At 29.1% G+C, this 19,269-nt stretch carries 24 protein-coding genes; 4 read left to right on the top strand and 20 right to left on the bottom strand.

Annotated features, from left to right (window positions below; translation table 11 throughout):
- Positions 1–97: 97 nt before the first annotated feature.
- The 3 genes from glgA to LJD34_RS13250 are packed head-to-tail and all read right to left on the bottom strand — an operon-like array spanning position 98 to position 3,780.
- A complete protein-coding gene (glgA, locus tag LJD34_RS13260) occupies positions 98–1,525 on the bottom strand; it encodes a glycogen synthase GlgA (protein ID WP_032090779.1) in 1,428 nt (475 codons plus the stop codon).
- Positions 1,525–2,637 carry a glucose-1-phosphate adenylyltransferase subunit GlgD gene (glgD, locus tag LJD34_RS13255; RefSeq protein ID WP_227360114.1) on the bottom strand — a complete coding sequence of 371 codons (1,113 nt, stop codon included), beginning with the start codon at positions 2,635–2,637 and terminating at the stop codon, positions 1,525–1,527. Before glgD ends, glgA begins: the two co-directional genes overlap by 1 nt.
- A 15-nt stretch (positions 2,638–2,652) precedes the next feature.
- Complete coding sequence (locus LJD34_RS13250; RefSeq protein ID WP_117826327.1) at positions 2,653–3,780, bottom strand: glucose-1-phosphate adenylyltransferase; 1,128 nt, start codon at positions 3,778–3,780, stop codon at positions 2,653–2,655.
- Positions 3,781–3,969: 189 nt separating this feature from the next.
- Here LJD34_RS13250 and LJD34_RS13245 point away from each other — a divergent pair, with 189 nt between their 5' ends.
- Both LJD34_RS13245 and LJD34_RS13240 read left to right on the top strand, forming a co-directional pair.
- Positions 3,970–4,389, top strand: a complete 420-nt coding sequence (locus tag LJD34_RS13245; protein ID WP_119364011.1) for a cell wall hydrolase — start codon at positions 3,970–3,972, stop codon at positions 4,387–4,389.
- A 9-nt stretch (positions 4,390–4,398) separates the two neighbouring features.
- A complete protein-coding gene (locus LJD34_RS13240; RefSeq protein WP_022002639.1) occupies positions 4,399–4,734 on the top strand; it encodes a spore coat protein GerQ in 336 nt (111 codons plus the stop codon).
- A 4-nt stretch (positions 4,735–4,738) separates the two neighbouring features.
- On the opposite strand, the gene LJD34_RS13235 is transcribed toward LJD34_RS13240, so the two are convergent.
- From LJD34_RS13235 to LJD34_RS13170, 14 genes are all read right to left on the bottom strand, one after another.
- The gene (locus LJD34_RS13235) at positions 4,739–5,887 is read right to left on the bottom strand and encodes a bifunctional folylpolyglutamate synthase/dihydrofolate synthase (RefSeq protein ID WP_227360113.1); all 1,149 of its coding nucleotides are present in this window, start codon (positions 5,885–5,887) and stop codon (positions 4,739–4,741) included.
- On the bottom strand, positions 5,880–6,539 hold the full coding sequence (locus LJD34_RS13230; protein WP_175301517.1) for a uracil-DNA glycosylase: 660 nt from the start codon (positions 6,537–6,539) through the stop codon (positions 5,880–5,882). Before LJD34_RS13230 ends, LJD34_RS13235 begins: the two co-directional genes overlap by 8 nt.
- Complete coding sequence (locus LJD34_RS13225; RefSeq protein ID WP_032090785.1) at positions 6,532–7,359, bottom strand: HAD family hydrolase; 828 nt, start codon at positions 7,357–7,359, stop codon at positions 6,532–6,534. Before LJD34_RS13225 ends, LJD34_RS13230 begins: the two co-directional genes overlap by 8 nt.
- Before the next feature lie 2 nt (positions 7,360–7,361).
- A complete protein-coding gene (locus LJD34_RS13220; protein WP_032090786.1) occupies positions 7,362–8,117 on the bottom strand; it encodes an alpha/beta hydrolase in 756 nt (251 codons plus the stop codon).
- Between the two features lie 36 nt (positions 8,118–8,153).
- Positions 8,154–8,447, bottom strand: a complete 294-nt coding sequence (locus LJD34_RS13215; RefSeq protein ID WP_032090787.1) for an FtsB family cell division protein — start codon at positions 8,445–8,447, stop codon at positions 8,154–8,156.
- Positions 8,444–8,830: a spore cortex biosynthesis protein YabQ gene (gene yabQ / locus LJD34_RS16840; RefSeq protein ID WP_227360112.1), complete on the bottom strand. Its 387-nt coding sequence runs from the start codon at positions 8,828–8,830 to the stop codon at positions 8,444–8,446. Before yabQ ends, LJD34_RS13215 begins: the two co-directional genes overlap by 4 nt.
- Positions 8,830–9,123, bottom strand: a complete 294-nt coding sequence (gene yabP, locus LJD34_RS13205; RefSeq protein ID WP_022002646.1) for a sporulation protein YabP — start codon at positions 9,121–9,123, stop codon at positions 8,830–8,832. The genes yabQ and yabP overlap by 1 nt, the downstream gene beginning before the upstream one ends.
- Positions 9,124–9,174: 51 nt before the next feature.
- Entirely contained in the window at positions 9,175–9,441 is a 267-nt protein-coding gene (locus LJD34_RS13200) for an RNA-binding S4 domain-containing protein (RefSeq protein ID WP_022002647.1), read from the bottom strand.
- A gap of 1 nt (position 9,442) precedes the next feature.
- Positions 9,443–11,083 (bottom strand): putative manganese-dependent inorganic diphosphatase, encoded by a 1,641-nt coding sequence (locus LJD34_RS13195; RefSeq protein WP_032090789.1) that lies wholly within the window; start codon positions 11,081–11,083, stop codon positions 9,443–9,445.
- 12 nt (positions 11,084–11,095) lie between these two features.
- On the bottom strand, positions 11,096–11,758 hold the full coding sequence (locus LJD34_RS13190; protein ID WP_032090790.1) for a transcriptional regulator: 663 nt from the start codon (positions 11,756–11,758) through the stop codon (positions 11,096–11,098).
- Positions 11,759–11,886: 128 nt separating this feature from the next.
- Positions 11,887–12,903: an alpha-hydroxy-acid oxidizing protein gene (locus tag LJD34_RS13185; protein ID WP_032090791.1), complete on the bottom strand. Its 1,017-nt coding sequence runs from the start codon at positions 12,901–12,903 to the stop codon at positions 11,887–11,889.
- A gap of 115 nt (positions 12,904–13,018) precedes the next feature.
- Positions 13,019–13,342 (bottom strand): hypothetical protein, encoded by a 324-nt coding sequence (locus LJD34_RS13180; RefSeq protein ID WP_227360111.1) that lies wholly within the window; start codon positions 13,340–13,342, stop codon positions 13,019–13,021.
- Positions 13,343–13,371: 29 nt separating this feature from the next.
- Complete coding sequence (locus LJD34_RS13175) at positions 13,372–14,133, bottom strand: ABC transporter ATP-binding protein (protein ID WP_032090795.1); 762 nt, start codon at positions 14,131–14,133, stop codon at positions 13,372–13,374.
- Positions 14,134–14,138: 5 nt separating this feature from the next.
- Entirely contained in the window at positions 14,139–15,416 is a 1,278-nt protein-coding gene (locus LJD34_RS13170) for an FtsX-like permease family protein (protein ID WP_227360110.1), read from the bottom strand.
- A gap of 136 nt (positions 15,417–15,552) precedes the next feature.
- On the opposite strand from LJD34_RS13170, the gene LJD34_RS13165 reads away from it, so the two are divergent.
- On the top strand, positions 15,553–16,134 hold the full coding sequence (locus LJD34_RS13165) for a hypothetical protein (protein ID WP_119364018.1): 582 nt from the start codon (positions 15,553–15,555) through the stop codon (positions 16,132–16,134).
- Positions 16,131–16,751 carry a LytTR family DNA-binding domain-containing protein gene (locus LJD34_RS13160; RefSeq protein WP_227360109.1) on the top strand — a complete coding sequence of 207 codons (621 nt, stop codon included), beginning with the start codon at positions 16,131–16,133 and terminating at the stop codon, positions 16,749–16,751. The genes LJD34_RS13165 and LJD34_RS13160 overlap by 4 nt, the downstream gene beginning before the upstream one ends.
- Positions 16,752–16,787: 36 nt before the next feature.
- Here the strand turns inward: LJD34_RS13160 and LJD34_RS13155 are convergent, their stop codons facing one another.
- The 3 genes from LJD34_RS13155 to LJD34_RS13145 all read right to left on the bottom strand — a co-directional run bounded on the left by LJD34_RS13155 (position 16,788) and on the right by LJD34_RS13145 (position 19,103).
- Positions 16,788–18,107 (bottom strand): replication-associated recombination protein A, encoded by a 1,320-nt coding sequence (locus LJD34_RS13155; RefSeq protein ID WP_032090799.1) that lies wholly within the window; start codon positions 18,105–18,107, stop codon positions 16,788–16,790.
- Positions 18,108–18,199: 92 nt separating this feature from the next.
- Positions 18,200–18,835 carry an SdpI family protein gene (locus LJD34_RS13150; protein WP_119364021.1) on the bottom strand — a complete coding sequence of 212 codons (636 nt, stop codon included), beginning with the start codon at positions 18,833–18,835 and terminating at the stop codon, positions 18,200–18,202.
- Positions 18,828–19,103 carry an autorepressor SdpR family transcription factor gene (locus LJD34_RS13145; protein ID WP_227360108.1) on the bottom strand — a complete coding sequence of 92 codons (276 nt, stop codon included), beginning with the start codon at positions 19,101–19,103 and terminating at the stop codon, positions 18,828–18,830. Before LJD34_RS13145 ends, LJD34_RS13150 begins: the two co-directional genes overlap by 8 nt.
- Positions 19,104–19,269: the final 166 nt, after the last annotated feature.

Here is a 19,269-nt window from a genome sequence, read left to right as displayed (position 1 = left end):
AATATTTTAGAGGGAATACTGATTCCACATCAATATCCCCCTTAATAATTTAGAGCGATTTTTGTTAAAGCACCCTATTATTTAGAGCGCCCTATTTTTAAAGTAATGACGCAAATAAACGAATGTATTGTTCTGCACTTGCATCCCAATCTAATTTTTCAGCCATTGCACGTTGCACTATTGCATCCCATGCATCTGGATAATCATAGAAAGTATGCAATGCATAATCAATTGTATCCATCATCTCATGTGCATTATAGTTAGAAAAACTGAATCCTGTACCAGTTTGTTCAAATTCATTATATGGTTGAACACTGTCAGCTAAACCACCTGTTTCTCTAACAATAGGAATTGTTCCATATTTTAATGACATCATTTGTGACAAACCACAAGGTTCAAATAATGATGGCATTAAGAACATATCACATCCTGCATAAATACGATTTGACAATACAAAGTCATATTTACATTGGAATGATACTTTATCTTGATGAGCCCATGCTGCACCTTTTAAAGCATCTTCATACATATGATCTCCTGAACCTAAGATAATAATTTGAACTCTTCTTTGGCACATCGCTTCAAATTGATTAATAATCAAATCTAATCCTTTTTGTTCAGTCAATCTTGTTACGATACCGATTAAAGCAACTTTTGGATCTTCTGGTAATCCAACTTGTCTTTGCAATGCTAATTTATTTTCCAACTTACCATTTTTAACTGAACGAGCTGAATATTTTTTAACGATTGTTTGATCTTTACTTGGATTGATAACATCATAATCAACACCATTTAAAATACCATATAAATCATGTTTTCTCATTTCAAGAATAGATTGTAATCCTTCACCATATTGATCAGTTAAAATTTCTTTAGCGTAAGTCGGAGACACTGTCGTAATAACATCACTGTAGAAAATTGCCGCTTTCATCATATTTAAACATCCATCATTACGACAGTTCCCGTTATAATATAAATAACTATCTAACGCAAAGTATTCTTCCAATAATTTTGGATCAGCTTTTCCTTGGAACAAAATATTATGAATTGTGAATACAATTTTAATATTTTGATAATAATCATAATAACAATATCTTTCTTTATAAAGCATTGCAATCATTGCTGTTTGCCAATCATTTAATTGTAAAACATCAGGTTTAATATTTAAATGACTAATTAATTCTAGAACCGCAAAATCAAAGAATGCAAATCTTTCATAATCATCATCATAACCATATAATCCTGGTCTACCAAAATATTGTTCATTATCAATGAAATAGAAAGTTACACCATCTACTTCAGCTTTAAATATACCACAATAGCGTTTTCTCCATCCCATATAGATATCAAAATTTGTTACATATTCAATTTGATCAACAAATTTCATATCTTGATATTTAGGAATAACAACAATACTTTCAACATCTTTTTTTGCTGTTTCTTTTGGTAATGAACCAATAACGTCAGCTAAACCACCCGATTTGATAAAAGGAGTCGCTTCACTGGCAACATACATAACTCTCATTAAACACGGTCTCCTTCTTTAATATAAAGTGGACTTGTTTCTGTTCCTTTTAATTCTAATTTCTTTTCAACTTTTGCACGTTTGTCAATAATTACGTTTTCTAATACTGCTCCAGGAGCAATCTTAGATCCAGAGAAGATAACACAGTTTTTAATAAATGCACCTTTTCCAATTGTAACTTCACGTCCAAGAATACTATTTTCAACAGTTCCATCAATTACTGCACCATTAGCTACGAACGATTTTTTAACATTAGCGTTTTCTAAATATTTTGTTGGAGGTGTGTCGTTTGTATTTGTATAAATTGGCCAATTTGATTTAAATACACGTGATGAAATATCAATATCTAACATTTCCAATGAATATTTGAAGTAGGCTTCTGTAGAATCTAAGCATCTAGCATATCCTTTATATTCATAAGTATGAATTTGTTTTTCATCACATAAATATCCTAGAATATCTTTTAAATCATAGAAAGCAGAAATCTTATGTGCCTTTTTCATGATTTCTAATAATTCTTTTCTATTGATTACATAAGTTTCTAATGAAATATTTTGTCTTTTTCTTGTACCTTTGTTAATTGTTTTACCAGTTAATAAACCATCTTTATCTATTTCTAAAACATCACAACCAACCCAAGCAACATCTGCATCTTTTGCTTTACGATAAGTCATTGTGATTGATGCTCCTGATTTTTCATGAGCTGTAATCACATCATTATAATCCATTGTTGTAACGATATGAGCAGGTGCAATCACAACATAATCTGCATTACTTGTTTCTAAGAAATGAATATTTTCAACTAAGTTGTTAATATCATGATTGTATTTAGGATCGTTAGCGTATTTTTCATTATAAAGTAATGAAACACCACCAGCTTTTTGGTTAAAGTTCCAAGAATTACCATTTCCTAAATGTTTAAATAAAGAACGTGGTTTCTTTTGAATCATAACCCCAATTGCATCTATTTTAGAATTTGACATATTTGATAAAACAAAGTCAATAATTCCATAACGACCAAGGAAGCTTACAGAGGCCACTGGTCTTCTTTCTGTTAATCCCGTAAATTCTATATCTGAATGTAAGTTTACTAAACCAATAACTTTTGCCATCTTTACTTCCCCCTCTTATCTACTATTATCGCTCACTAATTCAACTTCTTTAGCTTCTGAATTAATGACAGTTCCAGCTTTAACAACTACATTTTCATCAATAATGGCTTTATAGATTTCTGCCCCTTCTTCTACAAGAACACCAGGCATCAATACAGAGTCAACAACTTTTGCGCCTTCTCCAACATTGACATTATTGAATAAAACAGATCCTTCAACAGTTCCGTTAACCATACATCCTTGAGTAACAAGAGAGTTTTTAACTTCTGCTTTTTCACCGATAATTTGAGGTTTTCCTAAAGTGTCTTCAGTATAGATTTTCCAATCTTTTTTGATATTATATAAATCTAAATCTTTATCTTTAAGTAAATCCATGTTAGCTTCCCATAAACTATCTACAGTACCAACATCTTTCCAATATCCATCAAATTCCCAAGCATAAAGCTTTTTATTATCATTTAACATTGCTGGAATGATATTCATACCAAAGTCATGTTTACTATCTTTATCTTTTGCATCAGCTACTAGATATTTACGTAATTGTTTATAAGTAAAGATATAAATACCCATAGATGCAAGAGTTGATTTTGGGTGTTCTGGTTTTTCTTCGAATTCATAAATAGTTCCATCTTCATGAGCATTCATAATACCAAAACGACTCGCTTCTTTAAGTGATACATTTAATACTGCAATTGTAGCATCTGCACCACGTTGTTTATGAGCTTCTAACATTTGATCGTATTCCATTTTATAAATATGATCTCCTGATAAAATCAAAACATATTCTGGATCATAACGATCTAAGAAATCTAAGTTTTGATAAATGGCATCTGCAGTACCTGCATACCAAGTGGCTCCTACTTCGTCTCTTTCACGTGCTGGTAAAATAGCAGCCAAAGAATTAGCTCCATCTAATCCCCATTTAGTTCCAGCTCCAACATAAGTTCCAAGTAAAACTGATTCATATTGTGTAAGTACACCTACGATATCAATACCTGAATTTGCGCAGTTACTTAGTGGAAAGTCGATGATACGATATTTCCCCCCAAAGTGAACTGCCGGTTTTGCGACTTTTGCTGTAAGTTCTTTTAATCGTGTTCCACGCCCTCCAGCTAAAATCATAGCGACAATTTCTTTTCCCATTTTTAACTCCTCCTATACAAAATGTAAGCGCTTTAATCTACATCTCTATTTTATCATATTTCACTTTATAATTCACGGAATTATTTAAGTTTTTAAGCAATAATAGATCAAATACTTAGGGTAATATTATTGTACTCCTTTTTTGACATAAATTTAAAGGATAATCATAAATTATTTTGAGGTGAAAACATGGCTCGAATTTCATATACCGAAAAAGAAGTCGAATTATTGGCGAGATTGATAAAATCTGAAGCTTTAGGAGAGGGCGAAGAAGGCATGCTCCTTGTAGGAAATGTCATTGTCAATCGTGTTGTCGCAAATTGTGACATTTTTAGAAATGTCAGAACTATTAGTGAAGTTGTCTATCAGACAAATCAATTTGCTGGAGTAGGACAACCGCTATTTAATGAACCTGTGAGTCAAAATGAAAAAGACATTGCCTTAAGATGTATTAATGGCTATCGAAATGAACCCGCCACGAACGCCTTATGGTTTAAAAATCCTGGCACAAATGTTGATTGTCCAGAAACGTTTTATGGAAGACTATCTGGAAGATATAAAAAACATTGTTTTTATAACCCAGGGTTAAAAGATAATTGTGACTTATAGGAGGTCTCTATGGATTATTTTGATGATTTAAACCCTTACTTAGTAAAAGAAGATGATAATGAAAATCTTACCAGGCAACAAACTGTTCCCCCTACTCAACCCGTAGAACAAACATACGTTGAAAACATCTTACGTGTTAACGTTGGTAAAAAAGGAACATTCTATTTTAGTTATACCGGTTCTAAAACATGGAATGATAAGATTTATACAGGAACATTGCAACAAGCTGGTAGAGATCATTTTATTATCGTAACTGATACTGGTAAAACAGTAATGTTATTACTTGTTTATTTATTATGGGCAGAATTTGATGAGCCTTTAGATTATCAATATAAAGTAAAATAAGTGCTTACGCACTTATTACATATTTTCGTACTGTTGATACAAAATGTAATGATCCTGTTACAACAATATTTTGATGTTTAGCCTTCATTATTTCAATAGCTTTTTGATAAGGAATATGTCCCCCTTGACTTCTTTCATCATCAAAATCAGCAATCACAACATCAAATTCTTTCAACATATCTAACATCTTTTGACAATCTTTATCCATCAAAGCACTAAAAACAATTCCAACATCTTCTAACTTTCTTTCTTTGATTGTTTGAATCAATGCCTCTATTCCACTGATATTATGAGCACCATCTAAATAAAGATGTCCAAATTGTTCAAAACGACAAGGCCATTTAAAATCATCGATCACCGCTTGAATATCTTCATCATTTAAATCACATAGATAATCAACAACATTTAAAGCAAGCGTTAAATTACTTACTTGATATGTTGGTAAATGTAATACATATTTTTTTTGATGAAAATGTAGATGATAAGGATACTGATATTGTTTTTCTACTTGTAAAGGATAAAAAGTACTTTGATGTTTTGTACAATAATCTTTAAAATAACTTAATATTTCTTTATTTTGTTCAGTTGTAAATAAAGGGACCCCTTCTTTAACAATACCTACTTTATGACTGGCTATTTCTAACAAAGTATCTCCTAACATAAATTGATGATCATAACCAATATTACTAATAACAGCTACCTGACTTTGAATGACATTTGTCTTATCATTCAAACCACCAATCCCACATTCAATCACATGATAATCTAAATCTAATTCATGAAAATAATTAAGCATGATTATTGTATCTATTTCAAACATCGAAAGATGTTCTTTTTCTATTATTGGATATAAATCATTGACTAATCGTAACAACTCTTCATCAGAAATAGGTTTTCCATCTACCGAAATTCTTTCATTATGTTTAATAATATAAGGTGATGTAAACGTTCCTACATGATAGCCTTGTTTTACTAGTAAATCTTTAATAAAAGTCACTGTTGAGCCTTTTCCATTTGTTCCTGCTACATGAATAACATTTTTTAAATCAACAGGTAGATGATACCTTTTTATAATTTCTTGAAACTCTTTAAAAGAACGTTTCATTCTTTGTGATTCAATAAAATTCAAAGCTTCATCAATTGTTTTAAACATTGGGAATACTCCAATCAATAGGTGTCATTCCATTTTTAATTAAAAACTCATTTGTTTTAGAAAATGGTCTTGAACCAAAGAAACCTCTATATGCTGAAAGTGGTGAAGGATGCACACTTGTAAGTACTAAATGTCTAGAATCAATGTATTTTTTCTTTTCGATTGCGTTCTTTCCCCAAAGAATAAAAACGAGTGGTTTTTCTCTTTCATTTAAATAACGTACAATATTCAATGTAAAAGTTTCCCAACCTAATCCCTTGTGAGAATTTGCTTTTCCTCTTTCAACAGTCAAAACATTATTAAGTAACAAAACACCTTGTTTAGCCCAATAAGTTAAATCACCATGGTTAGGAATAGGAAGTCCTAAATCATCATGAATTTCTTTATAAATATTCACAAGACTTGGTGGTATACGCACATCTTTGGTAACTGAAAAGGCAAGTCCATTGGCTTGATGAGGTTCATGATAAGGATCTTGTCCTAAAATAACAACCTTTACATCATCAAAGTCACATAAATTAAGGGCTCTAAAGATTTGTTTTTTAGGTGGATAAATCGTTTTGGTTTCATATTCTTTTTCAATAACTTGATGTAGTTTTTGATAATATTCTTTTTGTGATTCTATTTCAACAATGGTCTTAAATCTATTCATGATTTTCTCCTAATACAAATTTTTCAATAACTTCTTTAACTGCCCCTTCATCATAATCTTTTTGTGTCACATATTGAGCAAGTTCTTTAATATCATCACTTGCACAAGCCACTGCACAACCAAGTTTAGCTGTTTTAATCATTTCTACATCATTATAATTATCTCCAATACCAATCGTTTCATCCATATCATATCCTAGATAATTTACTAACCAACGCATCCCATAACCTTTATCAACACCTTTGGTATTCATTTCTAAATAACGTCCACTAGAAAATGCAATACTACATGTTTCTTGAATACTTTCAGGTAATTTTTTAGCAAGTTGTTTTAAATAATCCATGTCTCTTTTTTCATATAGAATCTTTGCAATTTTTTCATCCTTTAGAAAATCAATATCATAATCTTCGATTACTTTAAATTTTGCTTTTTGTGCAATTTTTCTTTGAATTTCATCTTCATCTGCATGAAAAATATAACAACAATCTAAAGTAAAAACTAAAACACAAACATCTAAATTTCTTGCATTTTCAAATATTTCCTTTGCTTGTTTAAAATCTAATCCTTTAAAATGAAGAACTTTATTATCTTTATTTTCAACAATAAGACCTCCATTAAAACAAAGTGAATATTCTCCTGCTTTATCATATGTACCTATTTCTTTTAAAATATCTGGAATCATATTAAAAGCTCTTCCTGTACAAGGAACAAACTTTAAACCTTGTTCTCTTGCTTTTAAAATAGCTTCTTGATTCATTTTTGGTACATGATGATTTACTAATAAAGTTTCATCTAAATCTGAAAACATTAAACGATACATACTTATTCTCCTTTATAAAACATCTTTAAAAAAAGTGGCACTCTTTGTGACCAATCATATTCACTATGTCTTCCCTCTGGAAAGAAATGATATTGAAAATGATCAATTTTTTCTTCAATACATTCCTTTAAATGAAGATTACTTGGAATATATCTTTCATCTTCTTCTTGACCACCAACGTCCATATACAACATATTATGACTTATTGAACTAACTTTCAATAACTTTACAAACTCTTCTTCATAAATCCAAAAAGCTGTTGAAAGAATAGCACATTTTTTAAAAATCGTTGGATATTTTAAAAAAGCATAAAATGAAATCAAAGCTCCCATTGAACTTCCTACAATACCATAATCATCTATTTTAGTAGGGAAGTTTTGATCTAGATAAGGTTTTAATTGCGTTGTCAAAAAAGTAACATAAGCATTTCCTTCTCCTCCTACGAGTCTATGAGTATCATATTCTCTTGAAAATTCTTGATTCATGACCCAAGGACCATATTCATCTTCTCTTTTTAAAGGTTCAAAATTACAGTAGATAGCTACTAAAATCACATCTAATTTCAGCTCCCGTACACTTTCTAAAAATCCCCAACTTTTTCCTATATAAGATTGTTCATCAAAAAAAGCATTTTGACCATCATTGATTATTAACACAGGATATCTTTTTTTAGCTGATTGATAATCATCAGGTACATAAATATCAATATGTCTTTTTCTTTTCAATGAACGAATATACATTTCTTCTTTAATAATCATAAAAAATCTCCTAAAACAAAAATAAGCAATCTCTGCTTATTTTTCTTGATCTATATCTGGTAAGATGACAACTTGTTCCCCATCTTTTGTGAAAACATAGTTTTCTCTTGCATAACGTGTCACATAATCATCATCATTTAAAAGACTTACTTCATTTTGTAAATCTTTCTTTTCTTTTTTTACTATTGCGACTTCTTTTTCGAGTTTGTCAATTTCTGCTGTTCTTGAAAAAACAGACATGGCTTGAGATAATAAGATGTATATTAAAAAGCATCCAATAAAAAGATAAGCCATTGGTTTATACACTTTTTTTAGTCTTTTTTTTGTCATCTTTTCACCCTCTTTTTTATAGCCCCTATTATACCATCAAACTTCAAAAAAACAAAGCGCACAGGTTTAAATAGTCGTGTTAATTTTTGGTTTATTTTAACGATCATAATATACATTTTTTCATGCATCAAATTTTGATAAATAACATATCCCGCCAAAACACTCACTAAAAAATACGCTCTTAAAATACCTTCATTGATTTTTAATAAGCCTATAAAATAGATTGCAGCAAAAATAATACCAAAACAACATTGCATAATAAAATAAATAAATTTGATTTTAATTTTGATGAGATGACTATAAATAAAATGATATACAAAGGTAAAGATAATCCCGTATACAAAAGAATACCCTATTCCTTGTATTTGTGTAATTAAATCCATTATTTCAATAATTTATTTAAAACACTATCTTTACTCTTTGTTGTTCTTTTATTCGATAAGTAAGAAATCGCATCAATATTTCCTTTAATACTGACCTCTTTTTTCTCTTGATCAAAACGCACAAGTGCTAAATCGCTACCTTTAATATTTAAATATCCTAAAGATGTTTCAATTAAAAATTCTAAAGAATCAAAACTTTCAATTTTTTTAATGCCTGTAAGTTCCAATGTCTTACGATCTTTTAAATACACATGATGATAAGGTGTTTGTTCAAAATGTATTTGATTATCCATAATATCCCTCCTCTACATCATATGAAAAAAGAGAATGTTCATGACATTCTCTTATTCATTTACTTCTTTTCTTTTTTCATCAACAATATCATAAAGCATTGTACTTTCATCTTTTAAAACATGTTCCTTAAGAAGTTTAACTTTAACCGTTAATATCGTTCTTCCAAATTCAATTTCAATCAAATCTCCAACATTTAACTTTGTTGAAGGTTTAGCTACTTTACCATTGACTTTAACACGTTCACTTTGAGAAATTTCTTTGGATAAAGTACGTCTTTTAATAATTCTAGATACCTTTAAAAATTTATCTAATCTCATCTTATTCACTCATAACAGCAGTAATTGCTGGAACTACTTGTTTTTTACGAGAAATAACACCAGCTAATGTTCCTTGACATTCTGTTAATTGAACATTAAATGCTTTTTCTACTAATTCAGGACGTGGTCCACCAACAAAGATTTCACTGTTAGCGTTGATAATATCTGTAAGTAATAATAATGTGAATTCTAAATTATTATCTTCCGCAAATTTATTCATATAATCTAACATATCTTTTTTGTATGGTAAGAATCCTTCAATATCCATTGAGTTTACTTGTGCAACCCCTACTTGTAAGTTATCAAAACTGAATTTTTTGAAGTCTTGGTTAAAGATTTCATCTACAGTTTTACCAACTAAAGATGTTCCTGCTTTAAACATTTCCATTGCAAATTCTTGAATATCAACACCTGCAATTTCAGCTAGTTTCTTAGCAATCTTAGTATCAACTGGTGTACAAGTTGGTGATTTGAATAATAATGTATCAGAAACAACCGCACCTAATAATAAACCAGCAATATGGCTTGGCATTTCAACATCTAATTCATCAAAAATTTTAGTTACAATTGTAGCTGTTGAACCTAATGGTTCTCCTCTAAATAATAATGGTCCTACTGTTTGAATATCAGCCACTCTATGGTGATCGACGATTTCTAAAATATCAGCTTCTTCAATACCAGGAATAGATTGACCTCTTTCATTGTGGTCTACTAAAATAACTTTTTTTCTTAATCCTTTTAATAAAGCAAAACGAGAAATACTTCCTACACAACGATTATTTAAATCAATAACTGGATATCCACGATATCTTGTTTCAGACATAACTTCTTTCATATAATCTAAAGTATCATCTGTAGAGAAAGTTTTAATATCTCCTTTGATCATGACATATTCAACAGGAATTGCTTGAACAATTTGTTGAGATGTTTGATAAGTATTAAATGGTGTAGAAATAATTGAAATTCCTTGTTCTTCACATTTTTTTACAACATTTTCATCAGCAGTTAAAGAACCAGTTAATACAATTAAAGATGGTTTAACTGAAATAAGTTCTTCTAAATCATCACTTCTATCTCCACCTACAATCACAACATCATTTTCATGAATACGTTTTTTAGCTTCACTACCTGACATTGCTGCAATGTGAATATCACCTTCAACAACTTTTAAAGATTCATTTAAATAAATCACATTAGCTTCTAATGTATCAATAACATTTTCAACAGGAGTTTTAGCTTTCTTTAAAACTTCACTATCCCATTGATCCATGTATCCTTCAATAATATTAGATGTAGATAAAAGTCCTAATAATTGACCATGTTCATCTAAAATAGGAGCAGATTTTAAATTTTGTTGTTTTAATAAAAACCATGCAGTTTTTAAAGTTAAATCTTTAGAAAAAACAGTCACTTTATCATAATTTAAATCTTCTACCTTTTGTTTAACAGTTTTAAGTAAAACAGGATGTTCTACTCCAAAACGTTTTAAAACATATTCAGTTTCTCTATTAATTTCTCCTAAACGTACAGGAACTGCATTATATTTATTTGTTGCATTTAATAAATAACTATAAGCAATTGCTGAACAAATACTATCTGTATCTGGATTTCTATGTCCACTTACATAAACTAAATCACTCATTCATTTTCTCCTTTAAACATTTTTCTTTAAATAACGATATACAGTTGGTTCAGATACCGCTAATTTTTCAGCCACTAATACAATAGCACCTTTTACCTTAAATGTCCCTTTTTCTTGTAAATATTTTACAACCTTGATCTTTTCATCAACATTTAATCTTTCAGCTAAGAAATAACTTGGGAATCCCATCTTTTCTAAACATTCTTTAATATACATATCAATCATTTCATCTAATGGTGATGATAAGATTTCAACTGGATTATCCATTTTAAATTCGATATCTTTTTCTTCTTTAATTCCCAAAATCTTTTTAATTGTAGAAGTTAAATATTCTAAATCAGAAATATTAACATTAATACATAACATACCAACTGGCATTTCACGGCCTTCTTCTTTAATAAAATAAGTTGCCGCTCTCATTAATTTACCATCATTTCCTACTGTTTTATAGTTCATAACATAATCATGATTTAAATATTGTTTTTCTTCTAGATAATGTAATGATAAATTTGATAACTTCGCACCAACTTCTCTTCCTGAAATTGGATTATTTGAAATAGCTACGATTTCTTGATCTTTAGATGTTAAATCATGTAAAGCTATTTCACAATTGTCACCTAATGCAGCACTTAAAAAATAAACTAACTTTGCATAAGGTTCTAAACTTTTGTACATACTTTTTTCTTCCTCATTTCCTTATTATTATGATAATAATTCATATCTATATATTATCACGATAATAATTCATAAACAACAATTATTATTATAATAAAAAAGAAGTCTATAGTTTTTCACAAAGACTTCTATTTATAAATATTCTTTTTAGAAATTTCTTTTAAAGAAGAAACACCTGTCATCATCATCGTATTTTCTAATTCTTGACCTAATTGTTGGACATATGCTTCTACACCTTGTTCACCATTACCATAAATCATATTAACAAATGGTCTTGCTATAATGACTGCATCCGCCCCTAAAGCAAGGGCTTTAAAAACATCTAAACCACTACGAATACCACCATCAACAATAATTTTAACTTGTCCTTTAAATTGATCAGCAATTTCTTCTAAAACAGAAGCTGTTGCAGGAGTCCCATCTAAAACTCTTCCTCCATGATTGGAAACAACAATCCCTTGAGCACCTGCATTAATCGCTTTTTGCGCTCCTTCAACTGACATAATTCCTTTAACAATAAAAGGAACTTTGGCATAATCAATGATTTTTTTAAGTTCAGCAACACTTTTTCTACCTGCTGGAGGTATTCTTCCTTGTAAAAAAGGAAGTCCGGCAGCATCAACATCCATTGCTATCGCAAAAGCCTTTGAAGCTTTTGCCAACTCTAATTTTTTAAAACATGTTTCTTTATCCCAAGGTTTAATCGTTGGAACACCAATGCCATTATTTTCTTTAATATAATGTGTTGCATGCACCATGATTTCTTCATTTAAACCATCCCCTGTAAAAGCAGCAATCCCACTTTTTGCACAAGCACGTACATAAATTTCATTAAACGTATTATCATTATATAAATCACTATAATGTTGACTTACTGCTCCTACTGGTCCAGCAAAAATAGGATACTTAAATGTTTTTCCAAACATTTCAAAAGTTGTATCAATTTCTTTATTTTCAGCAAGAGTATCCATTTTAACTTCTATCTTTTGCCAAGCCTCATAATTTTTAATAGCTACTGTTCCTGTTCCTTTAGAGCCTGGTCCAGGTATTTTATTCGAACAAGCTTTTCCATTACATACTGGACATGACTTACAATAAGGTCCAATAACACTTCTACTTTTTTCTCTTATTTCATTAACATTCATTTTCCTTCATCCTTTATTATTCATTCTTCAAAAGCTTACACCTGTCCTTTAATAAAAATCAAGTTTTTCATAAAAAAAACTTGTTTGTATAAATTATACAAACAAGTAATCCTTTCTATGAAGGTACATACAATTCTGGATCTCCATTAATCACTTCAAAATCATCTTTTTCTAAAGCTAGTTCTTGAATAATCGTTCCTTCTAACTCTTCTTTTGTTTGTAAACAAAAACCTCTAAATGCTTTTTTTGAATAATAACTCCAGTTTGCTAGTTGGTTAAGAGATTCATTATTTCTAATATCTGTATATTTTTCTTCCTTAAAGATAACAATCAAATCATATCTTTTTTCTTCATGTTTCTTTTCTTTATTTTTATTCATATAAAAATAAAGACCTACAATAATAACAGCAATGATAAAAATATAAATATTAAAACCCATATAAATCATCTCCTTTTATTTATTATATCTTAGTCCAACATCTTTTGCATTTCTTTTGAATTAATGCTTACAATTTCTTTAAAATATTCTTGTTGAGTCTTATCTCCTTTAAATAATTCTTTTTCAATTTTACCATCTTTTAAATAAAGAAGTCTTGAAGAATAAGAAGCAATCAATGGATCATGGCTTACCATAATGATCGTAATATGATTTTCATTCATCTTTTTAAAGATAGATAATATTTCATGTGAATTTTGACTATCTAAGTTTCCTGTTGGTTCATCTGCAATAATGATTTTAGGATTTCCAATTAATGCTCTTGCAATAGCGACTCTTTGTTGTTGTCCACCAGAACATTCATGAGGATATTTATTGAGTAGTGATTCAATATCTAATTCTTTTGTAATTTGATGGACTTTTTCATCAATAACTTTTTTATCTTCGCCAATGAGTTTTAAAGGAATCATAATATTTTCATAGATTGTTAAGGAATTTAATAAATTATAATTTTGAAAAACAAAACCTAAATATTGATATCTAAATTTTCCTAATTGATTTTCAGACATTTGTTTCACTTCTTGATTTAAAATATACAAACTCCCATTAGTAGGAATATCTATTGTTGAAATATTATTTACTAAAGTAGATTTACCGGAACCTGACGGTCCCATAACAACAATAAACTCTCCTGTTTTAATTTCTAAATCTATATTTTCTAAAGCTGTAAATGGTTGTTTACTTCCCATACCATAAATCTTTGTCATATTTTTTGCTTGTAAAACTGTTTCCATAGTTGTTACTCTCCTTTTAATAATTGTATTTTCCCTGCATGATAATTTAATAAAAGACAAACCAATAATGTCACTACATAATAGATAAATAATCCACTATAGAAAAATAACATTGCTGAATTCATTAAAATAAACTCTCTCGCCATAAAGATTAAATAAGGTAATGGAATTACTAAAACACAAATAAAATAAAGGATATTTTCTTTCAAAAGCATCTTCTTTAAATCACTATAAACATAACCTACTTTATTTAAAATAGAAAACTCTTTCATTTTATTTTTCTTTTCCATATTCATCTTATATAAAATAGAAATAATTACCATCGCTACAATAAACAAATAACTAATCATTCCTGTCACAAATTCATTACTTTCAATATTTTGTGACGCTAAAACAGGTAATAAAACTGTTATCAGTAATGTAAGTAAGCCAATTAACGAAGCTGTTGATTTAATCATCAATCCCACATGTGATAAACAAATATAAATTTGTTTTCCTTTTAAATTCTTTTTATTCTTTAAAAAGAGTTGTGGCAATAGATACTTATACAAACCATACATTCCTATCACCCCTAAAGCTGTTGGCGGAATATAATTTATTAAATTTCCTTCAACCGTTATAATTGAACAAAATCCTATCAAATAAATAAGTAAATACATCATCATTTTTTTAAAACTTACAAAATGAATAGCTTGTACCTTATTTTCATCATTAATCAAAGTATAAATATCACTTTTATGAAGTTGCCCTATTAAAAAGATGATCACAATAACAACTAATACACATAAAGCTGAAATCGTTGTAAAAAAGGTACTTGGCATAATGGTATAAATTGAATAATTGATTTGTAGATAAGGATATATCTTTGAATGAATGAAAAATAAGCTAAGAACACCTAAAATAAATGAAATCGGTAAAACAAAGATAAAAACGATTCCCATTTGAATAAGTGTATATTTAATAAAATCTAACAAGTTAAAACCACAAGTAAATAAAATTCCAAATTCTTGATGTTTTTTATTGAAATTATATTGACTGGCATAAATAATCATAAACCAACAAAATAAAATAATTAAAAAAGGTAATCCCATTGATAATGGTATATCCGCTCCAAGAGGATCATCTATTCCTCTAGCCCTATCTGCTTCTATTAAATAGGGATTGTTGATAAATTCTGAAAAGATCAAATGAATGACAATTGCAAAAATAAGTGTGAGTCCATAAATCATATATTGTTTTTTATTTCTTTTTAATGTTAACGTAGCTAGTGAAAAAACCTTCATCGCTTCCACCTCCTAACTCCATCATAAACTTTCCATCACACCTTACAATAAAAGTGGCACCAACAACCTAGAAATGACACAAACAACATCTTTAACTAAATAACTTATGATACAATACAGTTAAAGGAGGGATAACATGAAATATAAAGTAGGCAAACCCAACTATAAATCAAGTTTTATTTATTCAGCTTTAATTATTGCTTGGGCTATTTTTTTAATACTTTTTAGTCCCTTTTCAGCAATGAATATTTGCGGATTTTTCCTTATTTTTTTAATTATCTTTATTTATCTTCCAAGTATGGCATTTTGTAAAAATATTTGGGAAGTTGATGAACATTATCTTAAATACACTTTTTATGATAGTGTAGTAGAAAAATCCCGTGCTTTTTTTCATAGTCTTTTTACAAGAAATATAGATTATCAAATGAAAATAAAGCTGGATAAAATCATGTGTATCCAAGTTACTTATGAAGCAGTTCCGATGCTTTTTTATGGCACTAATGGTTATAATGTTATTTTTAAAGTATTAATGAAGGATGGATCTTCTTTTTCTTTTCAACCCATTGTTACAAGGAAAAGAAAAGAAGTAATAGATGCAATTGAATTTTTAAAAGAAAAAGGAATTATCTTTAAAGATCGTTATCATATTCTTGATCAATTAGATAAAAAAGAGCCTTTAGCTTATTATTTAGAAAAGATAGCTGGTGATAGAAAATGATTCGTATCGCCTGTCATGTACAAGATTATTATTTTGAGATAATCAAAAAATATTTTGCAGCAAAAGATTACTATTTAGAAAAATTCAATCCAGCATCTTATGATGATATCTATTTTATTGAAATAAATTCACTTAATGATTTAGACAAAATCCATCAAATCAATAAATATCCAGAAACTTTGATTTACATTATTGGTCCTAAAGATTTTCATTTACTCAATGAATGTTTAACCTTAGGGGTACATTTATATTTTGAAAATGATGATTTAGAAAATAGTCTTTATTCCAAATCAGAAGCCATTCATCAACAAATATTTTCAAGATTTAAGACTTATCATTATAAAAACAAACAAATGTCTTTTGAATTAAGACTTGCTCAAATCATGTATGTAGAATCAATGAATCATAAACTTATTATTCATCATGATAATGGTGACTTTATTGAAAGAAAAAACTTATCTTCTTTTATTAAAGAAATTGATTCTAATAATTTTATTCAAATTCATAAATCATTTGTTATTAATAAAAACTTTATCAAAGAAATCAAAGCAAAAGAATTGATTTTAAAAGATTATACGATTCTACCAATTGGTAGAAACTTTAAAAAAAGTATTTAAAAAGTAAAGATTGCCAATCATCTTTACTTTTTTCATTTAATTATTTCTATTTTCACGTAAATAATCTAAAAACTTTTGAATACTCTTTTCATTTCCCATTTGTGTCAATTGAAAATAATGTCTATTTGATAATTCTTTTGGCATACATTTTTTACCCGAATAATGATTTTTAAAAGCATGAATATTATCTAGACCAACACCTCTACCAAGTTTTTGGGCATTTTTATAACTTGCATCTTGTAAAAAAGGAGGGATAGGTACATTGGTTGTTTGCTTAGCATCTGCCATTGCCTGTGTGATCCCTCGAGATACCGTATCTGATTTAGGAGAACAACAAACATAAAGTGCTGCATGAGCTAAGATCTTAGCCGCTTCGGGCATTCCTATTCTTTCTACTGCCAAAAAGGCATTTGTAGCCACAACTAGAGCTTGTGAATTAGCAAGACCAATATCTTCACTTGCACATACACATATTCTTCTTGCAATATATTTGACATCTTCTCCAGCAATCAACATTCTAGCAAGATAATATAAAGTTGCATCAGGTTCTGTATGTTTCATAGATTCAATAAAAGCAGAAATCGCATCATAATGATTATCGCCACTTTTATCATAGCGAATTGCTTTTTTTTGAATACATTCTTCTGCGACTTCAAGACTGATGTGAATTTTTCCTTCTTTGTTTTTATCTGTAGTAAGATAAGCAAGTTCTAAGGCATTTAAAACACTTCTTGCATCACCACTAGCCATGTCAGCTAAAAAGTTTTTAGCATCTTCATCAATTATGATTTTTTCATTTCCTAAACCACGTTTTTGATCAGTAAGCGTTCTATCAATTAAACGGATTAGATCTTGTTTTTCTAAAGGTTTTAATTCAAAGATACGGCATCTTGAAAGTAAGGCATTATTGACTTCAAAATATGGATTTTCGGTAGTAGCTCCAATGAGAATAACAATACCATCTTCTACATAAGGAAGAAGATAATCTTGTTGTGTTTTATTAAAACGATGAATTTCATCGATAAATAAAATCGTTCCTTTATGATAAGCATTTTGATTAAATTTAGCTTCTTCTATTATCTTTTCCACATCTTTAATTCCTGCACTCGTCGCATTTAATTTACAAAAATGTGAATTTGTTGTATTAGCAATAACTCTCGCAATCGTTGTTTTTCCAACCCCTGGAGGTCCATATAAAATAATAGAACCTAAACGATCTGCTTTAATAGCACGATAGAGTAATTTATCTTTTCCAATAATATGTTGTTGGCCTACAATTTCATCTATACTTACAGGGCGCATTCTACTGGCAAGTGGTAGTTTTCTTATATCTTCATCCATATCAAATAAATTCATTTTCTTTCCTCATTTCTTATTTATCCACATTATAAACTTTCTCTAAAAGAAAAAGAAGTATTTAAACTTCTTACAAAACCAGAATACTCCTTTTAAACACTTTTCTTTCGAAAATATAAATACGAATAAATAATTGGCAAAAGTACCGGAATAAAAACAAAAATAAAGAAAATAAATAAATTCATAAATGGTGATAAAACAATAAGAAGAATACCACCAATAACCATGCATTTTCCACCAAAACGGTGTGTATGATACCAATTGTCTGGATCATCTAATGCCCACGAAGTACGAATTCCTACTGTATAATTTGGTTTGACTGTTGGTATATAATTACCTAAAACAATAAACAATACCCCTATCATCAATTCTGTAAGAAAACTAATATTTGTGATATAACCTAATGCATAACCATATATACAACTACAAACAAGCAATGAAATCAACGGACTGATCCATAATACGATTGAAAATATCTTCTTATTAATATTCTTAGACTTTGGATCAATACTTGTTCCTATCACACAAAAAAGATGAATAACCAGTAAAATCAATGGTAAGACAAATACGGTAAAAGTTTTAGAAGAATAACCATTTGGTTGACCATTAAAATTAAAATGTGTAGCCATTAATTGTGGTAGTTGATTCCATAAAAGTAATCCAATAACTATAGGAAGCAATGTCACAATAGATGTTAATATTATCATTTTTTTATTTTGTTTAATCATTTTTAGTATCTCCTTTTAACTCACTGATCCACAACATAATTTCCTCAAGCACTGTTGCATTAAGTTCATAATAAATAAACTTTCCTTCTCGCTCATCTCGAATCAAACCCGCTTCTTTTAAAACCGATAGATGTCTTGAAATAGCAGCTCCCGAAATTGAAAAATACTTAACAATACCACCCGCAGACATTCTTGACTGTTTCAATAAATTAAGTATTTCTCGCCTTGTTGGATCCGCTAAAGCATGTAGCGTATTTTGCATTGCCATCTTTATCACCTCATTATCATTTAACATTTAACTTAAATGTTAAATATAGTATATCATATTTATAAAAAAAAAACAAGTATTAAATTTTTATCTAACTACTTCTTTAATCATCCTGTATTGTAAAATGAAACTGGAATTAAGGAATTGATAACAAGGGGCATGCCCC

Origin of the sequence: Faecalibacillus sp. MSK20_93 (assembly GCF_020589945.1) — a bacterium.
Lineage (GTDB): Bacteria > Bacillota_I > Bacilli_A > Erysipelotrichales > Coprobacillaceae > Faecalibacillus > Faecalibacillus intestinalis.
Note: the sequence above shows the minus strand (reverse complement) of the source record. Positions and strands in the feature narration are given on the sequence as shown.